Raw genomic sequence first — 25,110 nt, 5'->3', positions numbered from 1 at the left:
CACTGAAGTAGGATCTTTTCCTCGTCCCTATCTATATTCACATTTCTATGTAAAAGAGGCTATTTTCGCAAAGATTGTGGCTTTTCGTATCAGTTTAATATCTATGATATAGCCACAATGTATACGAAATGAGCCGTAAAAAAACACGCTATGACTGATAACGGGTTTACTTGTGAAGTGCATACAGACAAATATCATATTAAATCTCTCATGTAATCACCGATAAAATATTTGGTAATTCACAAAGTAAATCGCACAAAACATACCGACTCTCGATAAGTCGGTATTTTTTATTCCCTAGCTTTGCATTATTCAATTAAAGCGCCCGAATCTGTAATAAACTTTACTCTCTCTCTTCATATCCTTTTCCGATTACTGTACCTTTGTTTTTACTAATATAAACAACCAATTTCCCATTATTGTTGTCTTCGGTATGGTTAAAGGTTACTACATATACAGTTTCACCAATGTATGTATCTCCTATTTGATTCGCTAGTTCTTCATTTACAACCACTTTACCTACAATAGAATCCTTAGGAGAGACAGGAATTTTATTCATTTCTTCATTCGTTAAACTATTAGGCTGTTTTCGCAAAGATTGTGGCTTTTCGAAATAGTTCTCAATTCGTGATGAAGATTGAATTCGGGAATCTTTTCACATCATTTTTAACACGGAATGAGGAATGAAATTAGTGTTTCCATCCTTTTTTGTATCCTACAGCAATAAAGTATGCGAAAAGAGCCAACTATTAAAAGCCACCATCTCCATTGGTAACTTATTATAATCGGAAATATAGTAACCACTAATAAGAAAAAGTAAACAAGTCAGTACTACAGAATTAAATTTTTTCAAGGTCCTCCCCCTTTTTGTTATCGATATTATGCTAATTTTCGGTTAAACTACCCGTTTGTTAAATAACCATCGATTAAGGGGTGTTTTTTTATGACCAAGCCCTTTTTAAGAGCTTCACACCAAGTTGGATATCTTCAAAAGATAGGCTAGTAAAGCCAAGTTTAATAATAGGGGTATCAGTATTGTTGTTAACGAAATAGATTGAAGTAGGATACACCTTAACTCCATAAAGAGAAGCCTGTTGAATTAACCATTCTTCTGAACGTTCTGAGTTCACTTTGACTAACAAGTATAGACCGGATTGCTCGCCAATAATAGAGATATTTTGATCAAATTGTTTTTTTAATTCGGAGACTAAATGTTGCATTTTTTGTTTGTAAACGAGACGCATACGTTTAATATGACGATTCCATTCTCCACTTTCCATAAATTTAGCCATTGTGAATTGGCTAAGAATCGAAGTGGTACTCTCGAAATGCAGAAACTGCTTTTTATATCGATTTAAAAGTGGCTGTGGTAATACCATATAACTTAAACGAATTCCCGGAAGAAAGGATTTTGAGAAATTTCCTAAATAAATGACTCTTGCTGAGTCAATGGAGGCAAGAGCTGGGAATGGTTGTTGTGTATAACGAAATTCACTATCATAATCGTCCTCAATAATATATCCTTTCATTTTGTTAATCCATTGAATAAGCGTATGCCGTTGTTGAATTGGCATACTTACTCCATATGGACTGTGATGAGAAGGTGTTACATAGATTAACCTCGATTTCATTAGTTCTAATTGTAAAAGGTCAGCACCTGTTTCATGCACGGGTAAAGTTTCAAAGGAAAATTGATGAAATTTAAAGGATTCTCTAGCCCCGTCGTACCCTGGATTCTCCACTATAATACTTAGAAAATCATCTTTCAGTATATATCCAAGATTAATAAGCATTTGTTGGGTACTACTGCAAATAATAATAGAATATGCATCTATTTTCACCCCTCTAGATTGGAGCAAGTACGTAGCAATTTGTTCTCGTAGGCATACTTCACCAAAAGGTTCTCCATATTGAAAGCTCTCGGGTAACGTTAATACTTGATTAGACATTCTTCGCCAAATTTTTAAAGGAAAATGTTCTTGGTCTACAGCCCCTGCTCGAAAATCAATAAGAATGGGGTTCAATGATTCTGGTGGCTTTTTATAATGAGAACTTAACTTTTCTTGAAATGAAAGGGTCTCTAATTCATTTATAAAATAACCTTTCCTCCCTTCTCCTCGAATGTATCCCTCAGCTACCAGTTGTTCATAGGCCATTAATGTCGTATTTCGACTCACTTGAAGAGAGTGTGCCAATTCACGGATAGAAGGCAATTGTTCATTAGCGTCCAGTTTTCCTTGCTCAATTAATAATTTAAATTGCTCATAGATTTGTTTGTATTTAGGTAAGTCATCCTTGAAAGCAAAAATAATATTTTTCATTTAAATACCTCTTTGACATGTGTATTTATTAAAAATTGTACCTTTTTATATGTCAGTTTGTATAATACAATATTTTATATCAAATATCTATGACAAACGTTTTAGGTTCGAGGAAGTTACCTGTTATATTTCAAAATTTATATGTAAGGTGAAAGGAGATTTTTTATGTTTATTCCTAAATATTTTAAAGTTAGCTCTGTAAAGGAAATTGAAGAGTTTATTCAAAAAAATTCATTTGGTACTATTGTTACCACAAAACGGGGTAGAACAATTGCTACTCATATTCCCTTACTTTTAGAAAAAGGTGAAAAGGATGATTATTATATAACAGGACACATGGCTTATGGAAACCCGCAATGGAGAACATTTAAGGAATCACAAGAAGCTTTAGCTATATATCAGGGGCCGCATGCCTACGTATCATCCTCTTGGTACAGTCATGAAAATGTTCCTACATGGAACTATCAGGCTGTACACATATACGGAAAGGGAGAGTTATTAAGTCAAGATGAATTAAAAAAGTCACTTACAAACATGCTGTATAAATATGAGAGTCATCGTGAAAATCCGATATTATGGGAAAAAATTTCTCCTGATTTATTAGAAGCAGAACTAAGGGGCATTGTAGGCTTCAGGATAAAAGTACAAGAAATTCAAGCTGCATATAAACTAAGTCAAAATCGTAGTGAAGAGGACTATAAAAATGTTATTCACAACTTATATGCAGAACAAGATTTAGAATCCCATCAACTTGCAGATGCAATGAAAAAGATAAAAAAATAAATGTAGTTTAACTGTTTTCTATAATTAAACGTATATATTATTAAGGAGTTAGATAAATGAAAAATCCATTTGTCCCATTTAGTATTGCAATGATTACTCCCTTTTCTAAAAATGGAGAGCTTTATTTAGAAGGTATTCCCTCACTAATTGACTATTATAAAAAGCATGATGTTCCTTCGTTATTAATAAGTGGAAGTACTGGTGAACAACATTCTATGACAATCGAGGAACGTGCTTCATTGTTTCATGCAGTGAAAAAAGAAACAAAAAATGATTTACGCTTATATGGAGGAGTTGCAGCTGTTCAATCTGGTAAAGAAGAAGGGAAAAAGTATTTTACTGAAATTTCACCTTACATGAACTCCATATTAGAAATGGGAACACTTCGCCCAATTAAATATCTCTTAGAAAAACAAAATATACAGGCTGGTGTCTGCCTGGAACCTCTTTCAACGTTAAGTGTAGAGGAGAAAAAAATTATTGATAAAGTTTTTCAGTCATTTTGAAGTAATCTATCTTACTGTATCACCGGACACATGGAGAAAAGGTCGCTTTTTTAAAAATAAGAGAGCGTCCTTTTTGGCTTTTTGTATTGAGAAAAATGAGTTATTCCACAAAAGCGCGTGATTATGGAATATGATGGCTAGCGACTTTGAATTCTTAGTCATTTTTAAATCATTCTTTAAATACATGTCTACAATGAAAGATCACATTAAAATTCTATTTTTTTTATAAATCTGTCGTCTTGAAAGGATACGTTGAGCTTTTGCTAATTTTTCTTCTCATGTACGAAAGAGGTTTGGATCAGCATACACCGTTCCATCTGAAAGCGTGGTAAAGTCTTTCAATCCAACATCAACACCGATTGCTGAACCTGTCTTTTCAAGTGGTTCAACTTCTGTTTCAGCTAAAATTGAAATGAAGTATTTACCTGAAGGATTACGTCTAATGGTTGCGTGGATTACTCTACCTTCCACTTCACGACTTTTAGTAAAACGAACAAGACCTAACTTCAGTAATTTAATGTGCTTATCCAAAACAGCCATATTTCCATTTACAAATTTCGTTGTAAAGGATTGAACTGGATTCCTCTTTGATTTAAGCTCTTTTCGCACACTTTGTTGCTTTAGCAAACAAAAAGACGGGGAATAGCTGCAATTAGCAATGGATTAAAGTATGGTAGAAGTAAAAATTAAGATGACTGAAGCCTTTCCATCTGTTTATCAAGAATGGAAACAACAGAAGATAACTGCTGTAGAAGCCAAGAAGCGTGACGGAATGAAACGGAACACATTTTATCGAAGAGTAATAGAATACGAAGCGAGTCTTTAACAGCCCATACAGAGTAAATCCCTATAGCAACTTTTATTGAAAACAAGGGTTGCTTTTTTCTTAATAAACCTTTTCGGGGGGATATGCAAAAATACCCAATAAGGAGTTTAAAGCGTGGGTTTTTAATGACTAATCACAGGAAAAATGTTATTGATATTAGGATTTTGTCCACTATGTCGCAGAGGGGACGTCTTATCGGGTAGTTTTAGTTGAACAAGGACAATCTAAAAAAGTCGGTTCCTTAGCATACAGGAATTCGACTTTTTTTGGGTTGAAATTCACTTAGCGAACAAAATTTCCGAAATGTTGGCTGTACCCCAATACTTAAGGAATCGTTGATATAACAATAAAAACGCACTGTGAATTTCATTGTGAAATCCAGTGTGTTTTGCTTTGATATTTATTCGTTTGCACCTCTGAAGTAAACCCGTTATATGACTGAGCGTGTTTTTTTATATCCTCATCATTTCGAAGAATTTCTTCTCAATCTTGGATATATGATTTTTTTAATTCAATGATTTACGGGAATCTCAAAGTGGTGCCCTAAACCCTGCTTCTTGAGCTTCTTTTTCATTACAAAACCAAACCTCGGGATCCGTTTGTTCATACCATCTAGATTGTTCAGTATGGTATATTCGCTCACCCTTGGAATTGATATTACCTTTTATTTGACAACCATCTACACGCTTTTCTTCCTGTTTCGGTTCAAGGACCTCTTTATCAAATCCTTCAGAAGTGGCATAGTTTTCCACTGACCAAATTCCAAGAGCGGACCCTTGTGCATGCTCTTGAAGTCCTTTTAATTGGTCTACATACCTCGTATTCGGTGGATACACATAAGCAACTCTCGCTAACCCTTCTCTCACCAAAAGCTCCTGCACCATTACTCCATCAGCGTATACATAAGCTAATAATCGTTGATATTTGTCTCTTTTTTGGCCGATATCGAATTCAAGTTCAAGCATGTCGGCGTTTTCGACTAAATCCATGGTGAACTCTTTTGCTTCTTGCCCAAAAGGCTGTACACCAAGCTGAGGGTGATTCGTTTCAGGAGTATCAATTAAGAGGAGTCGAATATTTTCTTCATCACCACGATAGCTTACTTTAATTGTATCGCCATCAATTGATCGAACCAGCTCGACTTCTTCTTTTTCGAAATCAGATGTTATAACACTTGTTGATGTTGCTTTTTCTTCGACATCAATTATTCCACACCCTGTGAGAATCCCCACGAGTAAGAAAATAACTACTTTGTTCATTACGATAACACACCTTTACAATCATGATTAATTCTCATTCAATGTACCATATTGACCTCATTCAATAAATGATTTTATTAGATAGGTTTAGCTTTGATCTAAAATGGTTAATTAATAAGTAGACACACGATAATAATAAAAAGTCAAGGAGGAAAATAATATGTCGTTTATATTATACTTAATTGTTGGTGGAATCATTGGTTGGTTAGCTGGATTAATATTAGGTAAAGATGTACCAGGTGGAATTATTGGTAATATTATTGCGGGTATCATCGGAGCATGGTTAGGTGGTTTAATCTTTGGGAATATGGGACCAGACCTTGCGGGTATTGCAATTGTTCCTGCTCTAATTGGTGCGATCATCTTTGTATTCATTTTAAGTTTGATTATGAAGTCTATGAGAAAAGCTACCTAATTAAATAATCTAAAAAGGAGCCTATATTGATAGGCTCCTTTTTAGATTGTAGATGTGATGTTGCATTTATTAAGTTTGGTATGACTCTTTACACATGCATAGTTGCTATTTCATTAAATTTTAAATTTCATTCAGCATGATGTTGTTTATTTTCATCAAAAATAGACGAGATGATGCCCCGAAGCAAAGTCATCTATCTTCTTATATACTGATTCAAAAAGCAACGATTTTTGCGAAATCAAGCAATTGTAAAAAAAGACATTGGACTTCCTTCACCAAACCGTCGTCGGCACACTATCCTCTTCTAAACTTTTCTCATATTTATTCAAATAAAACATAACCGATTCCACATATTCATCGCTGTGATTGTAAGCAAACACTGCTTTCTCAACTTCACCTTCACTTGCTCCGTTACGTGCCAAATACTTCGCTGCAGTAAAAATAGCATCTTCTATATCCCACGGATCTGCTATCCCGTCTCCATTTGCATCGACTCCGTACCCACCGAATTCTTTAATTCTATCCGGGTTAGTTAGTTCTTGATCTGTGATGTCCCCTCCACCGAGCCCATCACAAGTAGGATGTCCCCACCCGACGAATGTACAAGGCATAAACTGCATCGGACCAATTGCTCCAACTGGAGATACCATCACTTCCATTTTGGAGAAGCGGGTTTCAACGCGGTGATGAGCTGCTAATAATGTCCATTGGACCCCGTATTCTTCTTCAGCAGCCTGATAGATCGGTATAAATTCACCAGGAATTTCATCAATAAAATTTTTCGTTTCTGAATCTTGAACATTTACATTTTTCAGGGTTTGGTTATTATTCACATAATATAAAGAAAATATCACTACTGGAATTAAGCCTATTATCAAATAGGATAGATGTTGTTTCTTCTGTTTTTTTTTCATGCTTGTCCACCTTTACTTTACCTAACTTTCTGATAGGCTGAATTCGCAAAGATTGTTGCTTTTCGTACCAATTAATTAACAGTAAGATAGCCTTGTTTTGATGTTTCATTTCGTCTCCGATTGATGTGAATCAACAAAAACATAGAGAATCTAACCAATAGTTAGATCAATTGGGAACAACTAATACGAAATGGGCCTTCTTTTACCAACAGTTGAAACGCCTGAAGCTAGACCTAACAGAAGTTTTACTATGATTTATTTCTTACTTTTTAAAAAAAAGGATACAATCGAATTACTTCCATTGTACCCCTTTTTCTGTATTCTTAGTAAACGAAAGCTGCACCAACGATAATTAATAGAATAAACAATACTACGATTAACGCAAATCCACCAGCATAACCGCCACCGCCGTATCCACAGCCGCCACCGTAGCCATATCCACCATAACCATACATGAAAACTTCACCTCCATTAGGTCGTTCACTATGTAATATATGCAAGGACTGAAAAAGTGGGTGGGCATTTACAGATTAGAACAAATAAATACTCTGCATTAATTTATTAAATTGATTTTATTGTAAAATTTCTTGCTCTTGACACATTGGAAAAATACTGGCTAGTTTTTTGGGGTATTGCAACTTTTCCTATTCGAAATGTAACATTTAATGTGACACCATTCATTAAGGCTGTTTTCGCAAAGACTATGGCTTTTCGTATCAGTTTATTATCTATGATAAAGCTTTGTTTCGGGCATCATTTACGAAAAGCGGAAGTGGCTGCTCAGGGACGGCAGGCATCTGGCAGAACACGCAGTGAAGCCTGCTTCACGTAGTGGTCTGACAAATGCCCGAGTCCCTAGCCACTGCAGCTGGATCCGTCAATATTCGTTGGGAATCAACGTGAAATGTGGGAGAATTATTCAAAATCAGGTGAAATCGCCACAATGTATACGAAAAGAGTCATCATTAAAGAAAAAAACTCGGCAAATGCCGAGTTCCTTCTTTAAACTTTTTTCTTAGGTTTTGGCTTTAAATATAAGCCTAGTTCCTTTTTCTCAATCATCAATGCTTTATACAATGAAATCATCATCAATAACATGATAATGGAAAATGGAAAAGCTGCGACAATTAAGGCATTTTGGAGCGCTTGTAGCCCCCCACTGTAAAGCAAGATAACTGCAACTAATGACTGAGCCACTCCCCACGTTAATTTAACGTTCGCAGGTGGTGTCAAAGATCCGTATGTTGTTTGCATTCCTAATACAAACGTTGCAGAATCTGCTGACGTAATAAAGAATGTACTAATTAACACGATCGCGATGATGGTAATTACCGTACTATATTGGAATTGACTAAATACAGCAAATAATATTTCTTCTGGCTTTAGAGCAGCTAAATCAATTGCACCAGCTTGTTGAACATCCATGGCCGTTGAACCGAAAACAGCAAACCAGATAAAGCTAACAAATGCTGGCATTAACAGAACGCCAATAATAAATTCACGAATCGTTCGGCCTTTCGATACTCGAGCAATAAATATTCCCACAAATGGAGACCAAGAAATCCACCAAGCCCAATAGAAAATAGTCCATCCGTTAATCCAGTTACGATTTGCTTCATCTAACGGAGCAATTCGGAAACTCATCTGAATAATGTTTTGAATGTAAGATCCTAATGTATCTGTAAACAAATTCAAGATAAACAAGGATGGTCCAATAATAAACATTAACAGTAATAAAACAACTGCAAGAACTAAATTAGTATTACTTAAATACTTAATTCCTTTACCTAATCCAGACCAAGCAGAAATCATAAATAGAACGGTAACAACCCCAATGATGATTAGTTGGTACGTAAAATTAATTTCAATACCGAATAAATAAGATAAACCACCATTTATTTGCTTGGCACCAAAACCAAGTGTCGTTGCAACCCCTACTACCGTTGCGAATACAGCTAAAACATCAATCACTGTTCCAAGAGGTCCCTTGACCTTATCTCCAAAGAGCGGTGATAGCGTAGAAGAAATTAACCCTGGTGCACCCTTTCGGAATTTAAAGTAGCCAAGTGCGAGAGCGACAATCGCATAGATGGCCCACGCATGAACCCCCCAATGAAAGAAGGTATATCTCATTGCATCTTTTAAGGCTTTATCTGATAATGCCTCTGCTGTTGGTGGAGAAGTAAAATGATAAATCGGCTCAGCCGCTCCCCAGAATACTAGTCCTATTCCCATACCTGCACTAAATAACATCGCAAACCAAGTTGCGTTAGAAAATTCAGGCCGATCATCCGGTTTCCCAAGTCGAATCGTACCAATCGGACTAAAAATTAAAAATATACAAAATATAACAAAAACTGAGACTAAGATTAAATAATACCACCCAAATGTTTGTGTGATGAAGCCCTGCATTTCGCTTGTTGCCGTCTCAAAAACTGTTGGAGCTAATACGCCAAATAATACGGCTGCTACAACAATTCCGAGTGTAATCCAAAAAACGCTACTTATCTTTTTCATATGTTTCCCCTTTCATTATTCAATTGTTGATGGAATGGGATGTGTTAATGCACATGGGAATCTGAGTATTCATTGAGAATTATCTCTCACTATGTAAAGGACACAATACCTACCATACCAAATTTTTTATACTTTTTACAAGGATTAATCGTTGTTATTACTTCTCCAACCTTATTTTGACCTATGTTTCTAAAATCATTCTATTGAAATAAAGAAAGCGCATTCTCCTTGCTACAAGTGCAATTATCGATCATTATTTATTAGACAAATTACGATAAAATCCAACACAAAAAATAAATATATTTAAAATATTCAGATATTAATAATGTGGTGTATTTTTGAAAATTTTTCCATTAATCATTTATAACCCTCTTCTCTGAGTGTAGCTCAATTGAATAAATCGCTTGATAAAAAAGTACAAATGAATACTAGTAAATGCAATTTCTGGACACATTCCGATTAGGATGCATGAATACCCAATCATTTTTGTGATTCAGTTAGTTGAAATATCTCATTTGTGACCATTGTTTCAATGATCGCAACTTCAGATAAATCAATGATTAGCGAATCAAATTTTAGAAATGCTGCTTGATCTTGTGTTTAGACTTAATGCGAGCTGTATCAATTCCATAAACTAATGGTAATACACCAATCGTCCGAGAAACCATCATGACCGGTGCACTTAATTCGTTGATACCCGTCAAAAATAGACGAAATGCTACCTGAGGTAAAGCTATATCTTAGAAAATGAACTGAAACGAAATGTCATAAACAATCCGTGAACAGCCTTACCTAAGATAAAATCATCTAACCTTTAATAAACTTGCTGATCCAATCCTTAATTTCCTCGATATTACATTCACTGGAGTCATATAACCACCTACACCGCTGCTGTATAGATTGTCGAGGAATTCAATTGTCATCTTTTTATTTTCTTTGTCTAGAAAAGTTGATAATTTATATCTCATAAGTAACTATCCTTCAGTATTCTCCTTCCAACCATTAACCCTTAAGCTTGGATTTTTCTTTAATTGGATAGCTACTTTTTGTCTTAATAAATCAGGTGCCTGATACATCGATTCTTGCTTTGTCATGTGTTTCGTTCGAATTGAATAGACGTTCGCTTTTTTAAGTGCATCCTGTGGTCTATCTACCTCGACAACTGTTCCCGCAAACACCCAAACGGGTACATTAAATTGATTGGAGAGTTGAATGATTTTCCAAGGCAGTTTTCCTTGAATAGTTTGATCATCAAATGTTCCTTCACCAGTAATCACTAAATCTGCTTCTTTGATGGCCGTAGATATTTGAGAATACTTAAATAATAGAGATGTTCCACTAATAAATGTTGCTTGAAAACAAGCCGCAAGACTGTAGCCTAAACCTCCAGCCGCTCCTGTTCCCTCGATCAAATGAATACCTTTGCCACTCACCGCATTGAGATGGTTTGCAAAGTGATTCATTCCCACTTCTAATTGAGGAATTTCATCGGATTTCAAGCCCTTTTGAGGACCATATCCCTTCACAGCACCATTTGAACCAAGTAGAACAGCCGTTACGTCCGCCGCTAAAACAAGGTTGAGTCGAAGTAGATCAGATTTCACATATTTGAATGATACAGAGTCAATTTTGCCAAGAGAGGCAGGCAAGGGGGGGAGCTTGTTGTTTAATGCATCGAAAAACTGTACTCCAAGCGCAGCTAAACAGCCTATTCCACCGTCAATTGTACCTGTCCCACCTAAAGCTATTATGATTTTTTCTGCTCCCAAATCTTTGCAATGAAGAATAAGTTCTCCAATACCTTGAGATGAAGCGTTCATAGGGTCTCGATCTTCCTCTTTCACTAAGTTAAGACCTAATATTCTTGCTGACTCAATACAAGCGATTTTTTGTGCTTCATTCCATAGAATAGGACTAACTGTCTTTTTCCCATATAAATTTTTCACTGGGACATCTACCTGCACAAATGTCCTGTCGTATAAGTGTAAACACTGTAAAAAGCCCTCTCCACCGTCTGACATAGGGAAATTAACAAGCTTTACGTTTGGTTCAATGTCTTGAATACCTTTTGATATAGCCTCAACTGCTTCAAAACTTGTCAAGGACCCTTTAAACGAGTCAGGAGCGATCACAATTTTTTTCAAAGCTATTCCCCCAGTTTCATTTTTCATTATTATAAATAATACCTTTTAATTTAAGTGTAGAATATGAAAGAAGTTAATCTGCCACTCTAAGCAGAGAGACTTCGAAATGAGACCTTCACATGCAGCTAACGTTTTGCTTTTTCATTATTTTTTTCATTCTTATAATATGCTCTTTTCGTATACATTGTTGCTCTTGACACAAAGAAAAAACAGGCAGTAGGGTTTTTTCGATTGATTTCTTCTTTTTAATCTAGAAATGAAGAATTTTTCATTAGGAAAAGAGCACGAAATCATACAAGTCAAGGGATTCCTTTTTATTCGAAAAGCCACAATCTTTGCGAAAACAGCCTTATAATAAAACACCCCTGTCACAAGTATTGGATCTTCTAGCGGAAGTAGTACCTTGGCAATGTTCACGGATGAATTGATCTTATCCTCACATATTGGTCCAATTTTTATCCTTTTAGAAGAACTAATCATTTCAAAAGCTTCACTCACTTTAATCAATTGAAGCCCAATCCTGACAGAAACATCATCACTTCCTCGTTAGTAACCCCGAGCAATTTTTCCTTTAATTCGCCAAACATAATAATTGCTAGACCTCTGGGAACAACGAGTACTTCATAGGCAGAACAATCATAGTGATTATTAGGACAAATACTGTTTCTCCATCTTCCTGCCCACCCATGAGCAAGTAAAAATCTTATTATCATTTCTCCTTTATCTTCTTTCAGACCATTTTAATAAAGGCTTTTTTCGCGGTGTTTTTGATGTGAATGACCTGAAAAAAAGAAGAATGCAGTGGACCTATGACTAAGTTGCAAAAATCTATATAAAGTGAACCTAAAATACAGAAGGCCCTTAGTTGGGTACTAAGAGCTTTCTTGCTCACTATAACCATTTTTAATATTAACATCTCTTTGTGGAAATGGAATTTCAATATTATGCTCATTCAATAAATGATAAATTTTATAATAAAATTCACTTCGCAACATAACATAATCATACGGATTCGAGATCCATACAAATAATTCAAAGTTTAATGACGAATCACCAAATTCAATAAAATTGACATATGGAGCCGGCTTGGTCAATACCGACACACGCTTCTCGGATTCTTCTCGGACAAGGTCTTCGAGAAGTTTGCGTAATGCTTCCACATCCGTCCCATAAGCAACGCCAAAAGGTATCACCATTTTCAATCGTGAATCACTATACGAACGATTGACAACTTGTTCTTCTAAAAAATAGGAGTTTGGTACGATGATATGCTCATTTGTAAGTGTCTTCACTATGGTTGCTCTCATCTTTATTTGCTGAACATCTCCGATGATATCATTAATAATAATTCTGTCTCCTACTTCAATCTGACGCTCAAATAAGAGAATGATTCCCGAGATAAAATTCGATGCAATGTTTTGCAATCCGAACCCGATTCCAACTGATATTAACCCCGCAAAGACGGTCAACGCGCTCAAATTAATCCCAACAGTCGATAAACTCATTAAAAATGCAGTCACCATAATGACATAATGAACCATCCGACTTAACGTATATTGCAAACCTTTATTTACCGAATACCGGCTATACAAAGAAGGTAAAAGAGCTTCAGTTAATAACTTTGACAAACGATAAGCTAGCGAAACAATTAACACGGCTATAATAATAAGTGATGGAGTAATGTGAATCTTCCCAAATTTAATCCATTCACTTTGAATCCAGGCGGAATCACTATAATAAAACAAGAAGAACAATAAAATTGCGTAAAAAGTAACCCAATTCAATAAACTCTTTAGTGCTTTTTGGTGAATGCCAGCTTTTCGTAAACTCCATAGTAATGCAATGCGAATGATAAAAATCACTACCAATACGCTCACACTTAAAACAAGGTCCCAAACATTATAATGTTCAATCCAATCAGCTAATTGTTCCAAGAGTACCCCCCTTTCAATAAAGGCGATTTTCAACCTTCTTAGATAATTAATTCTTCCTAGCTCGCTTTTTGATACTATGTATCCTCCTTAGTCTTTACCTTTAATTGAGTGATTGTAAACTATGATGTACTATTTTTAGATACTCACAGTATATGAAAAGTTCAGTAGAGGTAAATGTATAGAAGGTTTCTATTCATTAAAAAAGCGAGAAAATCTCTGAAGATCTTCTCGCTTTTTCTATTTCGTTAACAAAATCGGTTCGTCTTTTGTGATCACAATGGTATGTTCAATTTGGGCAACATAACTTTTGTCTTCTGTTACAAGAGTCCATCCATCACCAGACTCAATAATTTCTTCTGCACCTGATGAAACAAACGGTTCAAAAGCAATCACTAGGCCTTCCTGTAAGAGCGAATTATCCCATGCATCATAGTAATTCAAAATATGATCCGGTGCTTCGTGTAAGGACTTTCCAATTCCGTGGCCGGTTAAATTCATAATGACAGTATAGCCCTCTTTTTTTGCTGCGGCTGAAACGGCTTTTCCAATTCCATTTTTCTTTGAACCAGCTTTCGCTTTTTTTACAGCGTGCTGAAACACTCTTTCAGTTGCTTCACACAGCCTCGATAAATCCTCATTCTCACCAACGACAAACGAAATACCTGTATCAGCAAAATAGCCATCAAAGGATCCCGATACGTCAATATTAACTAAATCGCCATCTTTTATCACCCGATCACTCGGTATTCCATGAGCAACTTCTTCATTTACTGAAATACATGTATACCCCGGAAAATCATATTCTCCTTTTGGTCCTGAAATCGCTCCGTATTCTTCAAACAATCGTCCACCGATATCGTCTAATGCTTTTGTTGTGATACCTGGTTTCGTTTCTGATCTCATTTCATCTCGAATTGTGGCAACGATTTTACCGATTTTCTTTAACTTTTCTAATTGTTCTTCTGTTTGTACAATCATCTAATCAACCTTTTCTAGAGTATTTTCTGTACATAGTATACTACAGATTTCCTTATTCGTGAGTTTCGGTGTTAAAGTAGGCGGGTTTCTCCTCACTTATAGTAATAAACACAACCAATATACTACGAAATAGGACATTAATTCCTGTTTTCGTCCATAAGTCTATCCATTGTCAATGAATGAACAAGCACTCGAAAAATTGTTCACAATAAACATTTTACTTATTAAAAAACCTTATAATAACATGGGCAAAACTAAAGAAAGTAACAGTGATGTGACTCCCATGGCACTTCCAGCAACCGCCCCTTCAAGCTGTCCTTCTTTTACCGCTTCTGAGGTTCCTATTCCGTGGGAAATCACTCCAAGAGCTAGCCCACGTGACACAGGGTGAATCACTTTTGCTTTCGTAAGTAACCAAGGCCCAAACATTGCACCAAGAATTCCGGTTACCACAACAAAGGCCGCTGATAATGAAATATTTGCCCCAATCACTTCGGCAACTTCAACTGCTACAGGCGTCGTGATAGATTTTAAGCTTAGTGATAACTCTATTTCATTTCCTAAATGTAATATATGAGCTAAAAATATCGCCGAACTAATTGTGACCAAACTACCCACTAGTATTCCGACCAAAGCAGGTCGAAAATAAGTAATGATTATTTTTCTATTTTTGTATATAGGGAGAGCCAAGGCGACCGTAGCAGGACCTAACAAGTATGTTAGAAGTGTGTTCGCAGTGCTGTAATCTTGATATGAAATATCCATCACCATAAAGAGGCCGATAATTATAAGCGTGCTTAAAAAAAGCGGTGTCGTAAAGGGATATCGATATTTTTTGGCTAATTCAATCGATAACCAATACGCCAAAACTGTGAGACATAAAGTAAATATCGTCATGAGTAAATTAGCCATGACGAACCTCCTCTTTTTTTCGTGCAACATATTGGGATGAAGCACCCGTAGCAATTAAACCGATACTAGTACTAAAAAGTAAAATTAACAGTAAAATTGAACCGCTTTGTTTAATCAATCCACCTAAGGTCATGATCCCAACGGAAATTGGTACAAAAAAGAAGGCCATATGCTTCAACAATAGCGTGCAAGTTTCTTCAATCCATTCTACTTTAACAACCCCTGCTGCTAACAACAAAAGCAAAAGAACCATTCCTAATACATTTCCAGGAATGGGAAGCGAAAAGTGTTGAACAAGAAACACTCCAAATTCATATAATCCAGACAGAAAAGCCATTTGTCCTATTATCATCCACCATTTTTTCATACATACCCTCGACTTCTTCATAAATTTATGCATTCCTTATTGTAAATTGAAGGGATAACTCTGTCAAAGATGAAAAATGAACTAAGTAAGTACTAGGGATGGACATAAAATAACATGATGATCTCTAATCCTGAATGGTTGCAAATTGATTTAATTATTGATCGCCTTCTCATATTTGGAATGGAAGTCGTTCAAAAATAGACAAATGAATGTCTCGAATCCGTTTTTAAAGGAATATAGATTGAAACAAATCAGCATAAACAGCCTTTTAATAGGGATGTTTTCTCATAGTAAGTAGTTCAGATAATGTGGAGAAAATTCAAATCAATAGTCCAAAAGTTATATCGAATAACAACTAAATTAGCAGTAAATTTACCATCAAAAAACGCTTGGGCATCCAAGCGTTTTTTCTATACTATAATTGGAATTTCTCTTTGATTATCTCGGCTACCTCATCGGCACTCAAGTTTGTATTGTTTACTTTGATATAGTTTGAATATTTAATTTCACCCTCAAAAGAATTCAATCTGTATTGCTCCATCGACTTTTTCAAATCACCTTCAGACCATTCAATATCCCTTTTTGATGGCTTATGTTCAAGTCTATTAGAACTTTTATTTCGCTCAAGTCTTTCTTCCAAATCAGCCTCAAGCTCCACAAAGTAAACAGTCCCTCCCCTGGACTCGAACAATTGAGAGACTTGATTAACATAATCCCAGTCATCTTGCATATTAAATGCCCACACATAAGTGAAAATCATTCCACCCAAACTGCTCTTTGACACTTCTTCAAATATCTCTTGACGAAACATACCGACTAATCTCTTTCCTTCTTTAGTACCGTAGTCAAAGAAATTACTAACCAAATCAATCGTCATATGATTATGAAAGAGTTTTAAACCTGTTATTTTTGCTAATTCTTGTCCAACTGTCATTTTACCAACCGCTTGAGGTCCAAATACTAGAACAAATTTCATCATGTCTCTCCTTCATTTATTAAGACTCTTTACGCATACATTGTTGCTCTAGCAAGAAAAACGGATGGAACCACTCTTACCTATCCTCATTTCGAGTTAAAAAAAATGCGAAAAGATACCCGATGTCATTCCTCATCACGAATAAAAGCTATTTCGAAAAGCTACAATCTTTGCAAAAAAAGCCTTTATAAAAGTCTTTGGCTTATTTTAACATAAATTCACAATATTCCTTTAAAAAATGAAAAAGTTCGTCTGGAAATTTTAGAAGAACCTACCTCATATAGATAATATTTTTTAATTCAAATGCTTCATCTGTAATACCTAATCGTTGTGCAGGGGTGAGTTTCTTTCCATCTGCCGATTTGTATGTTTCAGAAAAATTATATAATGTTCTTAGAATAGCTAATGCTTATTTCAGCATAAACATTATATCAGCAAATATAAAAGACCATATCACTATGCGATTTGGTCTTAAAATTAATATGCTAATTCTAATGTTTCTTCACAAAAACTGAACTACTTATTCGCATAGGGATAAATTTTTTTCTGGTATGACGTCGTGTTCTTTTCCAAACGAAAAGTTTTTCAATTTTAGACAAAAAGTTAAAAAAAAACACAAAAAACCTTATTGGTTGTTTTTTCTTTGTAACTGAAATAACCAATCATTCTGAATGAGCCTTTGCTTATGAATAGAACTACCAAGATTGGATGGTAGTTCTATTTACTAATCCAAACCTTCTCTCAGGTATCTTTCAGTTTGTTTCCTTCCAACCATTTTTGGAAAAGGTAGAGAACAAAGGAAAATAACACAAACAACACCCAGCGCTCCCATTTTGATATATTCACTAAATCGTACACCCCTAAAATATTTTGAAACCAATAATGAAAGGGAAATACGGAAAATAAAAAATCAGCAACAATATTCACCAGAATATACTTTTTTAAGTTCCCATATGAAAAGTGGAAAATCCATATAGTGACGATTAAAAACCCACCTAAAACTCCCGAAACAAATAATGGTTTTAGCACGGGAATGATTGAAATATTAATAGTCCAATGCTTTTGATGAAAGGCGAAGATATTATACAAGATCATAATATTTGATGCGAAAATGGCAACGGGCATATACCGCCTTACTTCCGATTGAGGTAATAGAAACAAAGTAAACCATGGAAGTATTAATACTCCCCATAAAATAATTTCTGTAGTCAAAATATTCACCCTTATAAAATGAAATATGTATTACGCATATTATGTGCGTAAACCCCAATATTAAACACGATGAACCTAAAAATGCTATTTGGAAATTCCTATATTCTAACAAAAAAGCTAATCAAACCATTGTGGATCGCATCAGTTTGGTTAGCTCTTTAACTTAATCACCATATTATCCTAATCTGATTGTTCATTATGTATTGAGAGTAAACACTTTTCGTTTATTTTTAATGGAATTCAATAGTGAAATAAAAGATTTAATCAAAAATTAGATGAAATAGCCCAATGGATACGAAAAAAACCATTTGATAACAAGCTAATACTTCTAAAAAATGGAGTTGGCCCTTGGTTACTAGCCCTTCTGCAACCACTTCAAGTGTCAGCTCCTTGGATAAATTTATACTACATATTTAAATCTCATCTGTGCTTCTATCAATCTTAATCTCATTAATAAAGGATTTATCAATTTTATCGGAGTCATATTGCATTCAAGAAGAATAATAACGAAATATATTTGTACCTTGTTCTTTTGCTGTAAATGATTGCGATGTCGACGTGTTTCATCAATAGATGCAGATCCGCTTCGTCTCTTGGGAAGATAGACCAATCCCTCTATTCTCGTCGTTTAGAATAATTCATAATTTTGAAATAGAAAGTTCTCTTTCAACATAGTATGACTGGCTCTGGCAACCGAATTGCTTTTCTCAACAATTGAATCACCGACTAAAAACGCCGCAAAATCGTCCCTTCCAATCCGAGCCAAAAAAACCATTTTTCTCAACAACAATCTCACGTAGTCCTTTTCCCAATACTATTAACATTTTACCGCTGATATCACGACCTAGTGTACCTCATTTAAAACGATCCCTATTAAAATAAAACACCTCTTGTCTTTGTTCAATTTCTTTGATAGAGGATGTTAGTTTTTTTCAAAGTTCATGCGATTTGGGCCCTAGATAGATGATCATGATAGGCATAAAATGATATAATCTCGGATGACGTTTTGGACAATTCCCTCCATCAAGAACTATGAGTGTATTGACTCGTTTCTCTCTACAGCATTGACATCTCACTTAATAAAGTAATAATTTCCAAATCGTTTTAAGGCTTCAAACAGAATTTCATTAGTTTAGTAATTAAGGTATTTCCTTTGGAGAGCAGTATGCTAAGTGTAATTGTCATTCCTAAAGGGAGAACTAGGAGAATTAGGAGTCCTACAATAATAGTATTTTGCTGTAACGGAGATTTTTGCTCGTAATTCGGAAAATCTGTAATGATACCGTTTACTTTTATTTGATACACCCACTGAAAGACTTCTTGATTCTTCACTGTCCAAGGATACAACTCTAGATCGAGCATCTTCGTTTTTTTTATGAAACGATCATTTAATACTGATTTTTTGGGGCTCACAAAATCCACATACTCCGCATATTCTGTTAATTGTTCCTCACCTTCAAAGGTAGAGTCAGTTATGACAATTCCAACTGGAACTCGTGGTGAGTATTCATGAAACAATAAAAGTGAAGGCAGGTCGAAGGATTGAACGACAATTGGATGGCGCTCTGCCTCGATATCTAGGTATACTTCTAACGCATCTGCTAACTTTAATTCAATATCTTCATAGCGGTCCGGTTCTTTCAATTCGATTAATAGCCCGATTTCACCTGCGTATCGCTCAAGAACCTGAGTTAAGCTAGGAACCTTTTGACCAGAAAATTGTAAATGAAACCAGCTTCCTGCATCAAATTGAAGGATTTCTTCATATGTTAGATCCCCAATCCTTCCTGAACCATCCGTTGTTCGATCGATTGAATCATCATGAATCACTACAAGTTCACCATCTTTGCTCATTTGCAAATCAAATTCAATGTAGTCTGCCTTCATTTCTACAGCTAAATCGAACGCAGCTAGAGTGTTTTCAGGCGCATACCCAGAAGCACCCCGGTGTGCAATCACTTTCGTCTGATTCCAATCACTCCAATAAAAAAAAACCAAAAGCATGTACACAGCAAAACCACATAAAAATAAAACAATTGCAAGAAGAAAATTCCGCATACACCTCGCTCCTCAACGTCACTTACTAAGAACCCGAAAGATAAGGTATTATATGAAAAAAAACAAAAAAAGTTCGAAAGACAAAGAAAAGCGAAAGTGGCTGCCCAGGGACGGCAGGCATCTGGCAGAACACGAAGTGAAGCCTGCTTCACGTAGGGGGCTGACAAATGCCCGAGTCCCTAGCCACTGCAGCTGGATCACGAAAAGCGAAAGTGGCTGCTCTGCGGCGTCAGGCAAATGAAGAACTCGGAAGTGATGCCTGCATCACTGGAGGGTTATTCATTTGACCCCGAGCCGCAAGCCACTGCAGCTGGACAAAGAAAAGCGAAAGTGGCTGCCCAGGGACGGCAGGCAAATGCCCCAACTAAAACCACTTCAACTGGTGTAGTTTTATAAAAAAGATTGATCATTTAATACAGAGTTTGACAATTTAAAATAAAGATTGATCATTTGTAATAAAGTTGCGAAGAATGTCGTTTAAAAAATGGAGTGAAACTGATTTTTTGCTATCTTTAATTACTTCTTTGTATAATAAAAATATTAATCTATCGGTATTTGTTAGTCTAAGAAAAATGATCTATAGGAGAATGGGGTTAAAATGAAATCTGAAAGTTTGTTCAGAAATATTATGAACGAGGTTGGAAGTATAGAGACCTTTGTTCTAAAAAGAGAAGTTCAAAATAGTGAATATGAGGGCTTACTTTTAATAATAAATAAACACGTTTACAGAAGTAGACTTGCTAAATTAACTCCTAAAAAGAAGGGATATTTTGTTGCATTTTGGGAGAAAAATTCTAAGGGAATCAATCAAGCTTATAGCTATGAGAGTTCACCAGAGAAATTAATCGTATCTGTCATAGACAACGAGAGGCGAGGGCAATTTATTTTCCCTAAAAAAGTGCTTCTCAAATATGGAATATTGAAAAGTCCCAAGCAAAAAGGGAAAATGGCAATTAGAGTTTATCCAAATTGGGAAACAGAATTGAATACAAATGCTACTAGGACTCAATCATGGCAAGCAGAATATTTTATTGATTTATCAGATGACTTTGAAGTTGAAAAATTAAAGAAATTGTATTTTTTATAATGGCTTTTCCGCAAAGTTTGTTGCTTCACGTAGTGGGCTGTCAAATTCGCAATTGGGGGATTTCTTTAGCGATTCGCTTACCGAAATTATCAATTTTTTTATAAAATGCTATTGCAGAGAAAAATACTCCCCCTACATTTTGATCAATCTTTGTTCAAAATGTAAAAGCTATTGTTAAATAAAGCAGTAGCCCCTTTCTTATCCCCAATTTTCCAAGAAAAGAATATGAGAAAAGCCGGAAAGATAGTATTCTCTCCGGCTTTTCTCATTTACAATGTTTTTTTAACAAGGCTGTTTTCGCAAAAATTGTGGATTTTCGAATTGGTCCTTATTTCGTGATGAAGAGTGACTTCGAACATCTTTTCGAATTATTTTTAAATCGAAATGAGGAAAGAGAAGTGTGTTTCCATCGGTTTTTATATGCTAGAGCAACAAAGTCTGTGAATAGAGCCTATAAAAAAGATTGTGGATTTTCAAATAGCAACAAAACCTTTGACTTCTATGTCTTCGTGCTCTTTCCTAATGAAAAACTCTTCAATACTAAATGAAAAGGAGGAAATCAATCGAAAGCCCCTTACTGCCTGTTTTTTTTGTGCCAAGATCGACAGTTTGCGAAAAGAGCCTTTACAATTCATCAAACCCATTAGCAGCCGATGTTTTGGTGTATTGTCTAGATTTTTGCTCGAAAAAGTCAGTTTTGCCTAAATCTACTTCTTGATAGGCAATGATCCAACGAAGCGGGTTGGTTCGATGTCCTTCAAAAGGTGGTTGAAAACCAAGCTGTTGAGCTCGTTTATTTGCCATGAATTTTATATATTCTTCAACTTCTGAAGAAAGAATTCCTTGGAATTCATCCCCAATCACTTCTTTGCCCCATTCTATTTCTAATAAGGCGGCTTCGCGAAAGGTTTCTGTACCGTATTGCTGGAAATGTTCAGTATCAGATTCTGGGTATTCAGCGAGCACTTCTTTGAAGATTTTTTCGAACAAACCGACATGAATTTGTTCATCACGATTGATGTAATTAATCATCGTGCTCGTAGCGACCATTTTTTGATTTCGGGCCAAATTATAAAAAAAGGCGAATCCACTATAAAAAAACAAACCTTCTAATATTACATCCATAATGATTGCTCGAAGAAAGGTATCGACTGAAGGATGATCAATAAACGCCTCATATCCGCTGGTAATAAAAGCATTTCTTTTTTGAAGGGTAGGTTCGTTTCGCCAATATTGAAACACCTCTTCTTGTTTCGTTTTATCCACGATACTTGATAGTACATAACTATAAGAATGATTATGAATTACTTCTTGCTGTGCAAGAATGATCATCAAAGCATTCAAACTTGAGTCTGTCAAATAGTCAGCGACTTTTCCGGCAAAATCGGTTTGAATACTATCCAGTAAGGCCAATAAACCAATGATTTTCAAAAAGGATGTTTGCTCTTTTTCACTCAAACTAGGAAATTGTTTTATGTCTTTGCTCATATTGATTTCAAATGGCGTCCAGAAATTCGCTAACATTCGTTTATATTTCGGATACGCCCAGTTATAACGAACATCATCCCAATTTAATACATTCGAACTGCTTCCGTTTAAAATGCTAGTACTACGATTGGGCGCATCAGTATCCATTAGTACTCTTCTTTTTATCTCTTCCATATTACCCCTCCTTAGCTATGACAGCTTTCACATTCATCAACAGTTTGACCTGAAGTTGACCTTGTATAATAGGTTGTTTTCAATCCTGAACGCCATGCATCAAGATGTAAGTTTAGTAGATCTTTCGCTTTAATATCATTAGAAATATAGAAATTAAACGATATTGATTGATCGATATGTTTCTGTCTCTTCTCATTTTGTTTAATGCTCCAATGCTGATCAACTCGATAAGCGTTAACGTAATACCATGAGGTTTCAGGTGTTAAGTCAGGAGCTGTAACGGGAATCTTATAATCTTTCTTTTCCTCAGAATATTCCTTCCGAAAGATGGGATCGATGCTTGCTGTGGATCCAGCTATTAATGCGGTCGATGAATTAGGGGCAATCGCAAGCAAATAACCATTCCGAATTCCGAATGATTGCACCTCTTCCTTTAACTCACCCCATTTTTCTCCTCTATATCCCCGTTTTTCAAAATAAGTGCCCGTATGCCAATCGCTTCCGACATAAGCGGGATAAGCTCCTTTTTCTTTCGCAAGATTCATACTTGCTTTAATCGTTAAATAAGCGATATTTTCATAGATTTCATCACATTCAGTAATCGCTTCCTCACTCTCCCACTTCACCCCGTTTAAGGCAAGGAAATGATGCCAGCCAAATGTGCCCAGTCCGATTCCACGGTATTTTTGGTTCGTTAACTGCGCTTGTGGAAGCGGAATTTTATTAACGTCTATCACATTATCGAGCATGCGAACTTGAATGGGAATCAAGCGTTCTAAAACATCATCACGGATGGTTACTGCCAACGATAGTGAGGATAAATTGCACACCACAAAATCACCTGGCTTTTTCACACTAACAATATTTCCGTCTTGAATGTATTCCTCAGCAAGAATGGTCGGACTCATATTTTGCGTAATTTCAGTGCATAGGTTGGCACAATAAATCATCCCTTCGTGGTGATTAGCGTTGAGACGATTTACTGTATCTCGGTAGAACATATAGGGAGTACCGGTTTCGAGTTGTGAAATCATAATTCGTTTGAACAACTCAATCGCAGGAACCATTTCCTTTGATATTGCCGTATTCTGAACACAACTCCAATAGCGGTCTGAAAACTCCCCAGATCCTGGCTTTTCATCAAAATAATCCTCTAACGAAAATCCCATCGTTTCACTCACTTCATGAGGATCGAATAAATACCAATTTTCACGTTTCTCCACCATTTCCATGAACACATCTGGAAGACAGACTCCCGTAAACAAATCATGCGTTCGTTGGCGTTCGTCACCGTTATTTAGACGGGTATCTAAAAATGAGAAAATATCTTTATGCCAAACATCTAAATAAACCGCAATTGCCCCCTGTCTCTGTCCAAGTTGGTCTACTGCAACCGCAGTATTATTGAGTTGCTTCATCCACGGAATCACCCCTGAACTGATGTTTTTAAAGCCCTTAATACTGCTTCCACGGCTACGGATTTTCCCTAAATAGACCCCGATTCCGCCTCCATTTTTACTTAATGTGGCAATATCTGTATTCGTGTCATATATGCTGCGGAGTGAATCATCGACCGTATCAATAAAACAACTCGATAATTGTCCATGATTTTTTCCAGCATTTGCTAAGGTTGGTGTTGCAACTGTCATATATAAATTCGACATCGCCCAATATGATTCTGCTACAAGAGCAATTCGTTTGGATGAAGGCTCAAGTTTCATCAAGTCCATCGCAATAATCATAAATCGCTCCTGAGGAAGCTCCATTGTCGCTCCATTGTGGGAAGATGCTAAATATCGTTCACTTAATGTCACCAGGCCAATATAGTTAAATAGAAGATCTTTTTCTGGTGATAGAAGCTGTCCTAACTCCTGGATTTCTTCTTTGGAATAGGAAGTAAGTAGGGATTCATGATAGATTCCTTGAGCCGTTAATGAAGAAATCAATTCAAAAAATGATTCATAAGGTTGACCTATTTGTCTGTGTTCCAAGGCTTGTTCGTACAATCGATCTAGGTACGCCTTCGCTGCCACAAATGTCCAGTCTGGTTCGATTGACGTTAAGCGTTCGAGCGCTCCGAGAATAACAAGATCATAAAAGGACGTATGATCAGAATCGTTAATGTTCGTTAAAACCTTCTCACTCAATTCGGTGATTGATAGCTGAGGAAACCTTTTTTCAAGCGAATGTAGGTAGTCCATATATATTTCTTTATCAGGATAAATATTGGTAATCATAC

Annotated in this window: 23 protein-coding genes and 1 pseudogene; 6 read left to right on the top strand and 18 right to left on the bottom strand. The window is 35.9% G+C overall.

Going from position 1 to position 25,110, the window contains the following annotated elements; all coding sequences use genetic code 11:
- Positions 1–343: 343 nt before the first annotated feature.
- Both U8D43_RS00245 and pdxR read right to left on the bottom strand, forming a co-directional pair.
- Positions 344–595: a hypothetical protein gene (locus U8D43_RS00245; protein ID WP_335868930.1), complete on the bottom strand. Its 252-nt coding sequence runs from the start codon at positions 593–595 to the stop codon at positions 344–346.
- A 346-nt stretch (positions 596–941) separates the two neighbouring features.
- Entirely contained in the window at positions 942–2,321 is a 1,380-nt protein-coding gene (gene pdxR / locus U8D43_RS00240; protein WP_335868929.1) for a MocR-like pyridoxine biosynthesis transcription factor PdxR, read from the bottom strand.
- Between the two features lie 165 nt (positions 2,322–2,486).
- On the opposite strand from pdxR, the gene U8D43_RS00235 reads away from it, so the two are divergent.
- Together U8D43_RS00235 and U8D43_RS00230 are read left to right on the top strand one after the other, a co-directional pair.
- Entirely contained in the window at positions 2,487–3,104 is a 618-nt protein-coding gene (locus U8D43_RS00235; RefSeq protein ID WP_335868928.1) for an FMN-binding negative transcriptional regulator, read from the top strand.
- 56 nt (positions 3,105–3,160) lie between these two features.
- The gene (locus tag U8D43_RS00230; protein ID WP_335868927.1) at positions 3,161–3,610 is read left to right on the top strand and encodes a dihydrodipicolinate synthase family protein; all 450 of its coding nucleotides are present in this window, start codon (positions 3,161–3,163) and stop codon (positions 3,608–3,610) included.
- 279 nt (positions 3,611–3,889) lie between these two features.
- On the opposite strand, the pseudogene U8D43_RS00225 reads toward U8D43_RS00230, so the two are convergent.
- Positions 3,890–4,207: pseudogene (locus tag U8D43_RS00225) on the bottom strand (IS200/IS605 family element RNA-guided endonuclease TnpB); the annotation flags it as partial.
- Positions 4,208–4,280: 73 nt separating this feature from the next.
- On the opposite strand from U8D43_RS00225, the gene U8D43_RS00220 reads away from it, so the two are divergent.
- Complete coding sequence (locus tag U8D43_RS00220; protein WP_335868925.1) at positions 4,281–4,436, top strand: hypothetical protein; 156 nt, start codon at positions 4,281–4,283, stop codon at positions 4,434–4,436.
- Positions 4,437–4,966: 530 nt separating this feature from the next.
- On the opposite strand, the gene U8D43_RS00215 is transcribed toward U8D43_RS00220, so the two are convergent.
- Positions 4,967–5,695, bottom strand: a complete 729-nt coding sequence (locus U8D43_RS00215; RefSeq protein WP_335868924.1) for a thermonuclease family protein — start codon at positions 5,693–5,695, stop codon at positions 4,967–4,969.
- A gap of 160 nt (positions 5,696–5,855) precedes the next feature.
- Between U8D43_RS00215 and U8D43_RS00210 the strand changes: the two genes are divergently transcribed.
- The gene (locus tag U8D43_RS00210; protein ID WP_335868923.1) at positions 5,856–6,110 is read left to right on the top strand and encodes a GlsB/YeaQ/YmgE family stress response membrane protein; all 255 of its coding nucleotides are present in this window, start codon (positions 5,856–5,858) and stop codon (positions 6,108–6,110) included.
- A gap of 272 nt (positions 6,111–6,382) precedes the next feature.
- Here U8D43_RS00210 and U8D43_RS00205 read toward each other — a convergent pair whose 3' ends face one another.
- The 12 genes from U8D43_RS00205 to U8D43_RS00150 all read right to left on the bottom strand — a co-directional run bounded on the left by U8D43_RS00205 (position 6,383) and on the right by U8D43_RS00150 (position 20,122).
- Positions 6,383–7,024, bottom strand: a complete 642-nt coding sequence (locus U8D43_RS00205; protein ID WP_335868922.1) for a lytic transglycosylase domain-containing protein — start codon at positions 7,022–7,024, stop codon at positions 6,383–6,385.
- Positions 7,025–7,347: 323 nt separating this feature from the next.
- Positions 7,348–7,479, bottom strand: coding sequence for a YjcZ family sporulation protein (locus tag U8D43_RS00200; protein ID WP_335868921.1), 132 nt, complete (start codon positions 7,477–7,479; stop codon positions 7,348–7,350).
- A gap of 547 nt (positions 7,480–8,026) precedes the next feature.
- Complete coding sequence (locus U8D43_RS00195) at positions 8,027–9,541, bottom strand: glycine betaine uptake BCCT transporter (protein ID WP_335868920.1); 1,515 nt, start codon at positions 9,539–9,541, stop codon at positions 8,027–8,029.
- Positions 9,542–10,515: 974 nt separating this feature from the next.
- Positions 10,516–11,685: a glycerate kinase gene (locus tag U8D43_RS00190; RefSeq protein WP_335868919.1), complete on the bottom strand. Its 1,170-nt coding sequence runs from the start codon at positions 11,683–11,685 to the stop codon at positions 10,516–10,518.
- A 503-nt stretch (positions 11,686–12,188) separates the two neighbouring features.
- Positions 12,189–12,398 (bottom strand): hypothetical protein, encoded by a 210-nt coding sequence (locus U8D43_RS00185; protein ID WP_335868918.1) that lies wholly within the window; start codon positions 12,396–12,398, stop codon positions 12,189–12,191.
- A gap of 159 nt (positions 12,399–12,557) precedes the next feature.
- The gene (locus U8D43_RS00180) at positions 12,558–13,619 is read right to left on the bottom strand and encodes a mechanosensitive ion channel family protein (protein WP_335868917.1); all 1,062 of its coding nucleotides are present in this window, start codon (positions 13,617–13,619) and stop codon (positions 12,558–12,560) included.
- A 237-nt stretch (positions 13,620–13,856) separates the two neighbouring features.
- Complete coding sequence (gene map / locus U8D43_RS00175; protein WP_335868916.1) at positions 13,857–14,597, bottom strand: type I methionyl aminopeptidase; 741 nt, start codon at positions 14,595–14,597, stop codon at positions 13,857–13,859.
- Positions 14,598–14,831: 234 nt separating this feature from the next.
- Entirely contained in the window at positions 14,832–15,509 is a 678-nt protein-coding gene (locus U8D43_RS00170; RefSeq protein WP_335868915.1) for an LrgB family protein, read from the bottom strand.
- The gene (locus U8D43_RS00165) at positions 15,502–15,876 is read right to left on the bottom strand and encodes a CidA/LrgA family protein (protein ID WP_335868914.1); all 375 of its coding nucleotides are present in this window, start codon (positions 15,874–15,876) and stop codon (positions 15,502–15,504) included. The genes U8D43_RS00170 and U8D43_RS00165 overlap by 8 nt, the downstream gene beginning before the upstream one ends.
- Before the next feature lie 415 nt (positions 15,877–16,291).
- Positions 16,292–16,852, bottom strand: coding sequence for an ATP-binding protein (locus tag U8D43_RS00160; protein ID WP_335868913.1), 561 nt, complete (start codon positions 16,850–16,852; stop codon positions 16,292–16,294).
- A gap of 741 nt (positions 16,853–17,593) precedes the next feature.
- Positions 17,594–18,064: a hypothetical protein gene (locus tag U8D43_RS00155; RefSeq protein WP_335868912.1), complete on the bottom strand. Its 471-nt coding sequence runs from the start codon at positions 18,062–18,064 to the stop codon at positions 17,594–17,596.
- Between the two features lie 1,104 nt (positions 18,065–19,168).
- Entirely contained in the window at positions 19,169–20,122 is a 954-nt protein-coding gene (locus U8D43_RS00150; protein ID WP_335868911.1) for a glycerophosphodiester phosphodiesterase, read from the bottom strand.
- Positions 20,123–20,359: 237 nt separating this feature from the next.
- Here U8D43_RS00150 and U8D43_RS00145 point away from each other — a divergent pair, with 237 nt between their 5' ends.
- Together U8D43_RS00145 and U8D43_RS00140 are read left to right on the top strand one after the other, a co-directional pair.
- Positions 20,360–20,518 (top strand): hypothetical protein, encoded by a 159-nt coding sequence (locus tag U8D43_RS00145; RefSeq protein WP_335868910.1) that lies wholly within the window; start codon positions 20,360–20,362, stop codon positions 20,516–20,518.
- A 202-nt stretch (positions 20,519–20,720) separates the two neighbouring features.
- Positions 20,721–21,209 carry a MepB family protein gene (locus U8D43_RS00140; protein ID WP_335868909.1) on the top strand — a complete coding sequence of 163 codons (489 nt, stop codon included), beginning with the start codon at positions 20,721–20,723 and terminating at the stop codon, positions 21,207–21,209.
- 624 nt (positions 21,210–21,833) lie between these two features.
- Here U8D43_RS00140 and U8D43_RS00135 read toward each other — a convergent pair.
- Positions 21,834–22,871 (bottom strand): ribonucleotide-diphosphate reductase subunit beta, encoded by a 1,038-nt coding sequence (locus U8D43_RS00135; protein WP_335868908.1) that lies wholly within the window; start codon positions 22,869–22,871, stop codon positions 21,834–21,836.
- 11 nt (positions 22,872–22,882) lie between these two features.
- On the bottom strand, positions 22,883–25,108 hold the full coding sequence (locus tag U8D43_RS00130) for a ribonucleoside-diphosphate reductase subunit alpha (protein WP_335868907.1): 2,226 nt from the start codon (positions 25,106–25,108) through the stop codon (positions 22,883–22,885).
- Positions 25,109–25,110 lie beyond the last annotated feature (2 nt).

Source organism: Bacillus sp. 2205SS5-2, from assembly GCF_037024155.1.
Classification (GTDB): Bacteria; Bacillota; Bacilli; order Bacillales; family Bacillaceae_K; genus Bacillus_CI.
Note: the sequence above shows the minus strand (reverse complement) of the source record. Positions and strands in the feature narration are given on the sequence as shown.